The following is an 11,205-nucleotide window of genomic DNA, read 5'->3' on the forward strand; positions in this document are numbered from 1 at the left end:
GACGCGTGGCCGAGACGAAGCCGAAGACGGCGGGCGTGGCGCTGCGCCGGCTGTTCGCCGCTGCCGCGCTCGCGCTGCTCGGCGCCTGCGGCGGCAGCGAGCCCGCGGGCGGCCCGCCGCCGTCCGCGGCCGGTGCCTCCGCCGCCACGAGCGCTTCCGCGGCGGAGGCCGGCACGGCGGCGCTGAGCGTCGCGGCCCAGGTCGGCGCGAGGATGTTCTTCGACCAGCGCCTCTCCGGCTCCGGCCGGATGTCCTGCGCCTCGTGCCACAGCCCCGCGCATGCCCATGGCCCGCCCAACGACCTGGCCGCGCAGCTCGGCGGCCCGGCGCTCTCGATGTCCGGCACGCGCGCGGTGCCTTCGCTGCGCTACAAGGAATACACCCCGCCGTATTCCGACCTGGCGCCGAATCCGGACGGTGCCTCGCCGCCCGGTCCGGGCGGCGGCCTCACCTGGGACGGCCGCGCCGCCTCGCTGGCGGAGCAATCCGCCGTGCCGCTGCTCGCCGCCAACGAGATGGCCAACTCCAGCGCCGCGGACGTGGTGTCGAAACTGAAGGCCGGGCCCTATGCCGACCTGTTCAGGCAGGCCTTCGGTGCCCAGGCCTTCGACGACCCGGAGCGGGCCTTCGCCAACGCGCAGCTAGCGCTGCAGCGCTACCAGCTCGAAGATCCGGACTTCCATCCCTATACCAGCAAGTTCGACCTCTACCGGACGAACAAGGGCAACTACATGACGGCCCAGGAGGTGCGCGGCCTGCGCCTGTTCAACGATGCCGAGAAAGGCAACTGCATCGCCTGCCACCTGAGCGGCAACGCCAACGGCGGCAGCATCGCGCCGTTCACGGACTATTCGTTCGAGGCGGTCGCGCCGCCCCGCAACCCGCGCCTGCCCGCCAATGCCGACCCCGCCTGGTACGACCTGGGCCTGTGCCAGGCCACCGCCACGGGCCATTCGCCGTCCGCCACGCCGCAGTACTGCGGCATGTTCAAGACCCCGACCCTGCGCAACGTCGCGACCCGCAGCGTGTTCTTCCACAACGGCGTCTTCCGCTCGCTGCGCGACGTGGTCGAGTTCTACAACAGGCGCGACACCGACCCCGAGCGGTTCTATCCGAAGGCGGCGAACGGCCGCGTGCGCATCTACGACGACCTGCCGGCGCTCTACCGGGCCAACATCGATCCCACGCTGCCGATCGTGCGAAAGCGCGGCGCCGCGCCGGCGATGACCGAGCAGGAGGTGGACGACCTGGTGGCGTTCCTCGGAACCTTGACCGACGGCTTCCAGAAGCCGGCGGCGGCGGGGTCGGTCAGGCCGTAGCGCGGCGAGCGGGCAAGGAACCGGGGAAGGCCGGTTCAGCCATGCCACTTCGACGCATGGATGATGCTGCACATGTCCGCGCGATGGAAATGCGGATCCTTGTGCGCCAGCACATCGTCGTTGAAGGTGCCGAAGGTGCTGTCGGGACGATGCTTGAGCCCCTGGTAGAAGGCCTCGATGATGCCGTGCTTGAAATCGGCCTCGCGCGGAAAGGCGCGCACGACCGCCTCGCGCTGCGCGTCGCTGTAGTCGTCGTAGCCACGACCGGCCACGTCCATGCCGGCACCCGCCTGCACGAGAGCGATCTCCGCGCGCATGAACTGGGGGATGCCCGGCGTCGTGTGCAGCGCGACCGCATTCCACACCGTCTCGATGTCGCGCTCGGAAATGCCGTGCCCTTGCAGGAAATCGCGCGCGGCGTTCGCGCCGTCCACCTCGAAGCGCAGCTGGCTGGTCTGGTAGCGCGCGGTGAGGCCGATGTCGTGGAACATCGATGCAACGTAGAGCAGCTCGGGGTCGTACTTCAAGCCCTTGCGATCGCCCGCCAGCACGCCCCAGCAGTAGACGCGGGCCGAGTGGTGAAAGAGCAGGTCGCTTTCGGTATCGCGGATGAACTGGGTCAGCTCGCGCGCGAGCCTGCTGTCGGGGATACGGATGCCGGCGATGTCCTGGTGGGCCATGGTGTCTAGGGTCGGTGAGGTGCCGCGAAGGCGGCGGAGACCGATCATGAGCGGAACATCGTCCGCTGGGAATTGGCATCTCTGCAATGGCCCGTTGCAGCCCATTCAATATCCCGGAACCAAAGAACCGGCCGCACAACCCGAGCGCCCCCCGTGCACAGGGCAGCGGGTGCTTCCCGCAGCGAAATCAAGGAGGAGGCCGAAGGCCGGGGGACATTCGCGGAGGGAAGTACCCGCTGTCCTGTGCACGCGCCCTGAACAGCAAGCCAAGAATCACTGCCGTTCCTGAACGAACCCGATAGCGATCGCCACCTCCATCCGCCGCGGCGGCTTCTCGAACGGCGCACCGGCCTGCGCCGCCCGCATCGCGCTCTCGTCGAGCACCGGATAGCCGCTGCTCTTCGCCACCGCGAGCGAGCCCGAGAGGATGTTGCCTTCCTCGGTCAGCGTGAAGCGGATCGTCGGCGCACCCACATAGCCGGCCTCGCGCGCCTCGGCCGGGTAGACCAGCTTGCCCTGGATCGCCTTGCGCAGCCCCGCGAGGTATTTGCGCAGGGCATCGGCGCCGTCGTCGCGTGCGCGCACGGTCTGCTGCATGCGGTCTTCCTCGGCGGCATTCGCGACCGGCGGCGGCGCGGCCACGGGCGTCTGCGTCGGCGGCTCCGGCGAGGCTCGCACGGGCTCTTCGGCGCGCGCCACCTGCACCGGGCTCGGCGCGGCCTGGCGCGGCGCCTGCGGCCGCTCGCGGACCTCCTTCCGGGCCACCGGCTTCGGCGGCAGTGTGGGAGGGGGCGGCTCGGCAGGCCGTGCCACCTGCTGCTGCTCGACCTGGCGGTTGCTCACCATGCCCAGCAGGTCCACCACCAGTTGCTCGCGCAACAGCGGCGGCGCCTCGGGCCGCGCGCGCACCAGCCACGGCAGCACCAGTGCCGCATGCAGCAGCACCGAGAGGCCGAGGCCGATCGCGAACCTCATCGCGTCGTCGGTTCCGTCTGCACGGCCACCTTGGCGAAGCCCAGCTGCTTCAGCACATCGGCCACGTCGATGAAGCGCTGCAGCTGCACCGTGCGGTCGGCGCGCAGCAGGAAGGGCGTCTGCTTGTCCATCGCCGCGAGCCGGGTCTTCAGCGTGTCGGCGTTCAGGGCCTCGCCGCCGAAGTGGATCGTGCCCGCCGCATCGATCACGATGGTCTGCGTCTGCGAGGTGTCCGCGGGGCTCGCGCTGGCCTGCGGCAGGTTGACCGGAATCCGCCCGCTCGCGATGAAGCTCGAGGTCGTCAGCACGATGGTGAGCAGCACCAGCATGATGTCGACGAAGGGGAGCATGTTCATGCTATCAATCGGCTTTTCGGTCACGCGCGATCTCCCATTCGAGGATCAACACCTGCACCTTGCGCAGCAGCGTGTTGTAGAGCACCACCGACACCAGCGCCACCCCGAGTCCCACGGCCGTGGCCTTCAGCGCGAGCGCGAGGCCGACCATGATCTTGCCGGTGTCGATGGAGGCGTCCTGACCCATGTTGTAGAAGGTCAGCATGATCCCGAACACCGTGCCCAGCAGGCCCAGGTAGGGCGCATTGCTCGCCACCGAGGCGATGACGAAGAGCTTGCGCGTGAGCACCAGTTCGAGCGACTTGATGTCGCGGATCGCGTGGGTGTCGATGCGGCTGTAGAGCCAGGCGCGTTCGATGCCGATCGCGACCACGAAGACGCTCAGCACCACCAGCAATCCGATGACGCCGTAGTCGATGGCGCCGGCGAGCCAGTTCATGTTCATTCCGTGCTCCTCGTCGGTTCTTCAGAACAGCACGCCGGCCTGTACCAGCACGCGCGTGCGGCCCTCGCGCGCGATCTCCTGCGGCCGCGCGCCGATGGCACGCGCGACCTGCAGCCGCCCGAACAGCGCGCCGTAGCGGGCCTGGTAGCCCACGCCCACGTCCGACAGGCGCACGCCGTTGCGCGTCGTGTAGTCGGCGTTTTGCAGCCAGGCGCGGCCGAGGTCGGCGAAGACGCCCACCGAATGCGTGAGCCCCTCGGGCGCCGGCAGTGCGTAGCGCACCTCGGCGTTGAGCAGGTAGCCGTTGTCGCCGCTCACCCATTCGCGGTACGCCTTCACCCCGTTGGGCCCCGAGATGCTCATTTGCTCGCTGCCGTCAAGGTTCTTGTTGCGCAGCGCCTTCTGCAGGCTCAGTGCGCTGCTCGCGGTCCAGCCCTTGGCGAATTCCACGTTGGCGGCGAGCCGCAGGTTCAGGTGCGCGAAGTCGCCGGCCGTGTTGGCGCCGGCGCGGTTGAGCGCCGCCTGCGCGGGGTTGTCGATGTCGAGGTGGCCGTAGCTGAATCCGGCGACGACGCTGGTGTAACCCGGCCGGCCCAGCAACTGGCTCCAGCGCTCGTGCTGCACGGCGAAGGTCGCGACCTTGGTGGTCTTGCGGTCGACGCTCTCGACCGCGCCCACCTCGTCGCGCAGATGGCGCTGCGCGAGGTTCAGGCTCAGCGACAGGTTCTGCTCGCGGCTGCGCAGCAGCGGATAGCTCAAGGTGGCCTCGACCGTGCGCGCGCGGCCTTTGGCCTCGAGGTCGTCGTAGTCGCCGCCCAGGTGATAGGTGGTGCGCGCGGCGGCAAGCTCCAGCCGCAGGCCGCTGGCGGTCAGCGGAAAGCCGTAGGCCACGCGGCCGTTGTCGAGGCCGCCGCCCTCGGTGCCCATCAGGTTGAGGCTCAGCCGGTCGGCGATGCCGAAGGGCGAGTTGATGTCGAGTCCCGCGCTCAGACGGTTCTTGCCCGTGTAGAGCGAGCCCTGGTTGTCGACCAGTGCATAGCCCGCGAGGCGCTTGCCTTCACCCACCTCGGCATCGAAGTCCGAGCTGCCCGGGGCTTCGCCCGGCGAGATCGTGAGGCGGGGCAGGGTGGCGCCGGGCATGTCGCCGACCAGCAGCATCGCGCGCTCGAGCTGGGCGCGGGAAACCGGCTGGCCCGCCTGCAAGGGCGCGAACGCATCGGCCACGGTCGCGTCGCGCACCAGCGAGCGGTTCTTGAGCGTGAGCTTGCCGTAACTGCCGATCAGGACCCGGATCGTCAGCGTGCCGGCGCTCGCGTCCTGCCGCGGCACGTAGGCGCGTGCCACCAGATAGCCGCGGTCGCGCAGCAGCGCCGTGATCCGGCCCGCGGCCTGCTCGATCTCGGCCATCGACAGCGCGCGGCCGCGGTAGGGATCGAGCGCGGCCTGCAGCTCGGCGGGCGGAATCTCGTCGGCGCCCTCGACCTTGAACTCGCGCACCGTCAGCGTCTCGCCGGCCGGCAGGGCCAGCGGCCGCTCGGGCTGTTCCACGATCACCGGCGCGGGCGGCTGGCTCGTGGTGCCCGGCGGGCGCGGCGGCTGGGCTTCGCGCAGCGCATCGCCGCTGCCGTAGTTGGGAATGGGCGCCACCTGGGCATGGCCACTGGTGGCGAGCGTGCAGAGCACCGAGAAGGCGGCGAGCGCGGGATGCGCCCGGCGTGAGGACGAGACGGGACGAAGGGGATTCATGTCGCAACGGGAACGAGGAGGAGAAGGGGGAGGCGGGATCGGCCAGGCCGTCCCGCCGCGGGGCGGCGATGTCAGCGCGGCGTCGACGGCTGCGCAGCGGGCGCCTTGGCGCCTTCGTCCTCGAGTTCGAACACCTTGCCGTCGATCTCGATGCGTTCCACGTTGGCGGAGAAGCTGCGCCGGTCGGCGAAGACGATGTTGTCGGCCAATGCCGCGGCCCGTTGCGTGAGGCTCGCCGTGGTCTGGACGGCGGGGCGTTCCGGCTGGCGCTGGGCCTCCGAGGTCGCGGCGGCCGCGAGACGCGAACCCGTTTGCGCGCGCTCCTGCAGCGCCGCGGCGCGTGCTGCGGCTTGCGCGGCGGCGACGGCGGCCGCCTGCGCTTCGGCGGCGGCCTGCGCCGCGGCCTCGCTCGATGCACGGGCGGCTGCTTCCGCCGCGGCTTGTGCCGCCGCGGCTGCGCGGGCCGCCGCTTCGGCTGCAGCTTGCGCCGCTGCTTCGGCCGCCGCATCGCGGTAGGTGCTGTTGGTGATGGTGCCCGTGCCCGTGTTGTTTCCGATCAGGCGGCCCGTGGTGTCGTTGCCGTGGATGACCGACCCGGTGGCATGCGAGTTGTCGACGTTGCCATCCTGCATGCGGCCCACCAGCCCGCCGGTGAAGTCGTAATCGGCGCCGCCCGTCACGTTGCCGCTGGCGCGCGAATTGAGGACCGAGCCACCGTCCATCTGCCCCACCAGGCCACCCGCGGCATAGGAACCGAACACGTTGCCGCTCGAGAAGGAGTTCGTGATGAGGCCCGAGTTGCCGCCGACCAGGCCGCCCGCGATCTCGCCCCTCACGTCGCCCGAGGCGTGCGATCCGGAGATGGTGCCGCTGTTCGAACCCGCCAAGCCGCCCACACCCTGGCTGACAGGTCCGCCATTCACATTGCCGGTGGCATAGGAGTTGGTGATCTTCGCGTCGGGACCTCCGTTGCTACCGACCAGTCCGCCCACCGAAGCGCCGAACGCCGTCACGGTACCGCTCGCATGCGATCCCAAGATGGTGCTGCCGTTGTTCCAGCCCACCAGGCCGCCGATGTTCTGCGAGGCGTTGCTCGCGCCGCCTCTCACGTTGCCGCTGGCGTAGGAGTCGACGATGCTGGCGCCCCCGAGGTTTTGCCCGGCCAGCCCGCCGACGTTGGAGTCTCCGCCCGTCACGTTGCCCGTGGCGTAGCTGTTGGTCAGGGATGCGGTGGCACCGCTGTTGATGCCGACGAGGCCGCCGACGGAGCTCGTGTTGTCCGACACCGACACGTTGCCCGTGGCATGGGAGTCGGCGATGGTGCCGTTGATGTTGCCGCCGACCAGCCCGCCGATGTTTCCGTTGAGCAGGCCGGAGCTGGTGTCGGTGACCACCGAGACGTTGCCGGTGGCGCTGGAGCGAAGAATCTTGTAGGTCGCGCCGAAGTTCCTGCCCACCAGTCCGCCGATGTAGCTGAAGCCGCCCGTGTAGCGTGTCGATGCGCTCACGGCAGCGGTCGAAAAGGAGTCCGAGATGATGCCGTTGCCGACGATGAACTCCCCGGTGTCGGGGTTGAAGCTGGTCCCGTTGTATCCCACCAGGCCGCCCACGTTGACGACGCCCTGCACCGACCCCGTGACGTAGGCCTGGCTGATGCCACCGCCGAAGTTTTCCCCGACCAGTCCGCCGACCCGGCCGTAGCCGCTGACGTCGACGCCGATCAGGCCGATGTCGCGGATCGTGCTGCCGACCTGCGCCGTGCCGATCAGGCCCACCGGCGTTTGCAGGTAGTCGTTGTGCACCGGCTCCAGGATCGTCAGGTTGCTGATGGTGTGGCCCAGGCCCGCCAGCGTGCCCGAGAGCGAGGACACCAACGCGCTGCCGTAGGTCTTGCCCGATGCATCGAGATTGCCCGCGAGCGCATAGCGGCCCGTCGCATCACCGCCCACATCGTCGATCTTCTCCAGGTCGCTCATGCTGTGGATCAGCGTGTAGGCCTGCCCGTTCATCGCGAGCGTCGCATTGGCGCCGCTCAGCGTGACAGACGCGCCCTGGCTCATGTCGATGCGGTAGTCGCCACCGTAGTTGAGCTTCAGCCCCGCGCGCGCGCCCGTCGCCGTGATCGGCGCATCGATGCGCACGTCGTTGGCCGCGCTCAGCGTGAGCGCGGTGTTGGCCGACCAGTTCACGCCTTGGCCGACGTAGAGGTGACCATCGGTGCCGTTCCCGCCCGTCGATGAAATCACCACGTTGTTGCTGCCCAGCTGCCTGCCGAGCTGGGCGCCGCTGATGTTCGCGCCCGCACCGACGGTGAAGGCATCGGAAGCCAGCGTCCACGTGCCGGTGTCGCCGTTCGCGGCCTTGGTCGTGACCACGGCGTCGTCCGCCACGCGCACGCTGCGGCCCGAGGTCTCGACGGTTCCGCCGCCGCTGGTCGCGGGCGAGGAGGCATCGAGCGTTCCGCCCACGTTGGCCGTGCCGCCATCGGCGCGCAAGGCGATGCGGCCCTTGAGATCGTCCATCGTTCGCGCCTGCACGATGCCCGTGTTGTTGACCTGGCTGCCCAGCAGCTCGTCGGCGGCCTTCGCGGTGAGGATCACCGTGCCGCCGTCGGCCTGGATGGCGCCCTTGTTCTCGACCAGCGCACCGAGCGCGCCTTCGTCGATGCTGAGGCTCACGAGCGAATCGCCGTTGAAGTTGAGGCTGATCTTCTCGCCGCTGCCCAGCGCCACCGTGCCCTTGGTGGCGACGATCACGCCCTGGTTCGACACCGAGCGCCCGAGCAACGCGACATAGCCGCCCTGGGCCGCGGTGAGCGTGCCCATGTTGATGACCGAACCGCTGCCGCCATTGCCGCTGAACACATAGCGCCCGGCATTGAAGTCCGCGTCGCTGAGGTTCAGCGTGCTGGCCACGAGGCCGGCCGTGTTCACGCTGCTGCCGCGGGTGAACAGCACGCCGTTGGAGTTGATCAGGAAGACCTTGCCATTGGCATTGAGCGCGCCCTCGATCACGCTGCGTTCGTTGCCGACCACGCGATTGAGCGTGATCGCCGAGGCATTGGGCTGGTTGAAATTGACGGTTTCGCCGGCGGCGATGCCGAAGCCCTGCCAGTTGATGCTCGCGCGTTGCGTGCTCTGGTCGATGCGGGTCACGCTGCCCGCCTGGCCGATGGTGGCGCTGCCGCTGGTGACCGTGCCGCCCTGCGGCGCGGCCGTGGCGATGGATGAATAAGAACAAAGCAACGCGTAAATGGCCGCGCATACTTTCGAACTCAATTCGGGAACATGGCCAGTGTATTTTTTCGTGGTCTTCTTCATTTGTTCACCTGTCTCGTTATATTTTTGAGAGTATAGCGTCCGTGATTTTTTTCGCGCCATAGGACGATTTCCAGTCGCCAGAGCCTTCAATTCAATGCCTATGCATTACCCGAATGCTATGCAACCTATATGCAAGCCTATATAGCGAGAAAGATTCACAGGCAGTCATTCATCCAATTCTTCGAGGAGATAACGTGAAAAAGCTTTCGATCAGAAAAATTACCCTGAGCGTTTCGGCATCGGTGCTGATGCTGGGTTCGTCCGCCACCTGGGCGCAGTCGATCACCGTGGCGGTGGCCGCGAATTTCCAGGGCGCGATGGTCCAGCTCGTCAACGCCTTCGGCGCCTCGGGCCTGCCGTTCTCGGGCAGCAGCTTCACCGTGACCTATGGCGCGACGGGCGATTTCCAGACGGCGATCAACACCGCGCTGGCCGCGCCCGGCGGCACCACGCCCTATGACCTGTTCTTCGCGGCCGACGACACCACGCCGGCGGCCCTGCGCACCGGCCATCCCACCGTGGTGCAGGTGCCGTTCCGCTATGCCGAGGGCAAGCTGATCCTGTGGTCCAAGTACGGCCCGAACGTGAGCACCAGCGGCTCGAGCGGCTTCACCAATCCCGCGAGCTACGCCTATGCGAACGGCCAGGTCGCGATCGCCAACCCGGTCACCGCGCCGTACGGCACCGCGGCCCAGCAGGTGCTGAGCCGGGTCAACGCCATCACCTACCCGGGCGGTGCCTACGACGCCAAGTTCGCGCAGTACACGACCATCGGCACCACCTACACGGCGGTGAACGCGAGCACCAGCGCCACGACCTATCCCAACATCGGCTTCGTCGCCAAGTCGCAGCTGTGCGACAGCAGCACCGGCGCCATCCGCACGCCGCTGACCGGCACCTACTTCGAGTACACGCCGGCCACGGTGAACGGCAACCCGCCGCATGACCGCCTGCTGCAGGACGCCGTGGCGATACGCGGCCGCGCCGGCTCGACCAATGCCGCGGTCGACGCCTTCATCGCCTACGTGGGCAGCACGGCCGGTCGCGCGATCATCCTGAAGAACTGCTACATCTAGGGCAGGTGCATCGCCGGCGGGGCGGGATCGGGCATCGCTGTATTTTGTAAGATACAGCGATTGCCTCGATCCAGGCAGACGGATACCGCCGATGACCATGATGCTTCCCGAACTGCTCCGATCCGCCGTCACCGAGGCAGGGTTGCCATTGGCGGCCCTGCGACGCGCTCGCTCCCTGTCGCAGCGCGCGGTCCGGCAGATCGCATCCGGCATCCGGCCTGGCATGACGCATGCGCGAGCCACGGCCCTGGCGGCGGCGACGCTGCAGGCGCTGGAGATGGAACGCAACTGGCATCCGGTCGCGATCCGCTTCGGCGAGGACACGCTCAAGACCGCCAGGGACGCGTCCGACCCGGCTCGCGTGCTCGGCGAACAGGACATCTTCTTCATCGACATCGGCCCGGTGTGGGAAGGCCATGAGGGCGACGCCGGCGAGACCTTCGTGGTCGGCGGCGATCCCCAGATGGAAGACTGCGCGAGAACCGTGCGCGCGATCTGGCAGGAAGTGAGTTCGCGCCTGTGCACCGAGGGCCTCGACGGCGAGGCGCTGTATGCCTACGCGACGCAGCGTGCGCAGGCGAGAGGATGGCGCCTCAACCTGGGCCTCCACGAACACCGTGTGGGCGACTTCCCGCCTGCGATCCCCGCGGCCGGGCGCGGTCCGGGACTCTGGGTGCTGGAGATCCAGATCGCGCATCCGACACGCCCGTTCGGCGCCTTCTACAAGGACCTGCTCATCGCGGACGAAGCGGTGCACGAAGCCATCTGCTAGCGCCCCAGCCGATGATGCCCACCTTGCCCACGCCACCCAGGCAACGACTCGAAGCCACCGCGGATTCGGTCCTGTCGCTGATCCAGGCGCAGGCCTTCGAGCATGCACTGCGGGCCCTGAATGCGGCGGTTCCGCATCGCTTCACCGCCATCTTCAAGGTCGACGGCGATCAGGTCAGGAACGTGCTGCTGATCGACAAGCTGGAGCAACCACGGCCCGAACGCTTCGCCGTGTTTCCGCTGGCGGACAGCTTCTGCCGGTTCGTGCTGCGCGACGCCTTCCTCCACGTCGAGGACTCCTCCCAGGAGGCGCTGCTCGACGGCAGTCCCTACCAGGGAATGATCCGGGCCTACCACGCGGTCGCTCTGACGCTGCTCGATGCGCGGGTCGTCGGAACGCTGAGCCACTTCGACACCGCGCCGCAGAAACTCGACGATGCGGATTTCGGCCTGCTCGTGCTGGCCGCCCGGACGCTGCCCGACTATCTGGTGAACGCGGCGATCTGGGACTAGCGCG

10 protein-coding genes are annotated in these 11,205 nt (G+C 68.5%); 4 read left to right on the forward strand and 6 right to left on the reverse strand.

Annotated features, from left to right (window positions below; all coding sequences use genetic code 11):
• Nucleotides 1–5 precede the first annotated feature (5 nt).
• Nucleotides 6–1,319: a cytochrome-c peroxidase gene (locus AC07RM_RS01410; protein WP_495332414.1), complete on the forward strand. Its 1,314-nt coding sequence runs from the start codon at nucleotides 6–8 to the stop codon at nucleotides 1,317–1,319.
• A 35-nt stretch (nucleotides 1,320–1,354) separates the two neighbouring features.
• Here AC07RM_RS01410 and AC07RM_RS01415 read toward each other — a convergent pair whose 3' ends face one another.
• The 6 genes from AC07RM_RS01415 to AC07RM_RS01440 all read right to left on the reverse strand — a co-directional run bounded on the left by AC07RM_RS01415 (nucleotide 1,355) and on the right by AC07RM_RS01440 (nucleotide 8,766).
• Complete coding sequence (locus AC07RM_RS01415) at nucleotides 1,355–1,999, reverse strand: HD domain-containing protein (protein ID WP_495332416.1); 645 nt, start codon at nucleotides 1,997–1,999, stop codon at nucleotides 1,355–1,357.
• 273 nt (nucleotides 2,000–2,272) lie between these two features.
• Entirely contained in the window at nucleotides 2,273–2,974 is a 702-nt protein-coding gene (locus AC07RM_RS01420; RefSeq protein WP_495332418.1) for a TonB family protein, read from the reverse strand.
• Nucleotides 2,971–3,330 (reverse strand): ExbD/TolR family protein, encoded by a 360-nt coding sequence (locus AC07RM_RS01425; protein ID WP_218159418.1) that lies wholly within the window; start codon nucleotides 3,328–3,330, stop codon nucleotides 2,971–2,973. Before AC07RM_RS01425 ends, AC07RM_RS01420 begins: the two co-directional genes overlap by 4 nt.
• 4 nt (nucleotides 3,331–3,334) lie before the next feature.
• A complete protein-coding gene (gene exbB, locus AC07RM_RS01430; protein ID WP_093349691.1) occupies nucleotides 3,335–3,775 on the reverse strand; it encodes a TonB-system energizer ExbB in 441 nt (146 codons plus the stop codon).
• Between the two features lie 21 nt (nucleotides 3,776–3,796).
• A complete protein-coding gene (locus AC07RM_RS01435) occupies nucleotides 3,797–5,521 on the reverse strand; it encodes a ShlB/FhaC/HecB family hemolysin secretion/activation protein (RefSeq protein ID WP_495332420.1) in 1,725 nt (574 codons plus the stop codon).
• Nucleotides 5,522–5,592: 71 nt separating this feature from the next.
• A complete protein-coding gene (locus tag AC07RM_RS01440) occupies nucleotides 5,593–8,766 on the reverse strand; it encodes a GLUG motif-containing protein (protein WP_495332422.1) in 3,174 nt (1,057 codons plus the stop codon).
• A 323-nt stretch (nucleotides 8,767–9,089) separates the two neighbouring features.
• Between AC07RM_RS01440 and AC07RM_RS01445 the strand changes: the two genes are divergently transcribed.
• The 3 genes from AC07RM_RS01445 to AC07RM_RS01455 all read left to right on the forward strand — a co-directional run bounded on the left by AC07RM_RS01445 (nucleotide 9,090) and on the right by AC07RM_RS01455 (nucleotide 11,201).
• Complete coding sequence (locus AC07RM_RS01445; protein WP_495332423.1) at nucleotides 9,090–9,917, forward strand: substrate-binding domain-containing protein; 828 nt, start codon at nucleotides 9,090–9,092, stop codon at nucleotides 9,915–9,917.
• Nucleotides 9,918–10,008: 91 nt separating this feature from the next.
• Nucleotides 10,009–10,689, forward strand: coding sequence for a M24 family metallopeptidase (locus AC07RM_RS01450; RefSeq protein WP_495332425.1), 681 nt, complete (start codon nucleotides 10,009–10,011; stop codon nucleotides 10,687–10,689).
• A gap of 11 nt (nucleotides 10,690–10,700) precedes the next feature.
• Nucleotides 10,701–11,201 carry a guanylate cyclase gene (locus tag AC07RM_RS01455; protein ID WP_490878264.1) on the forward strand — a complete coding sequence of 167 codons (501 nt, stop codon included), beginning with the start codon at nucleotides 10,701–10,703 and terminating at the stop codon, nucleotides 11,199–11,201.
• Nucleotides 11,202–11,205: the final 4 nt, after the last annotated feature.

Source organism: Variovorax sp. GW821-FHT09B05 (assembly GCF_059418265.1).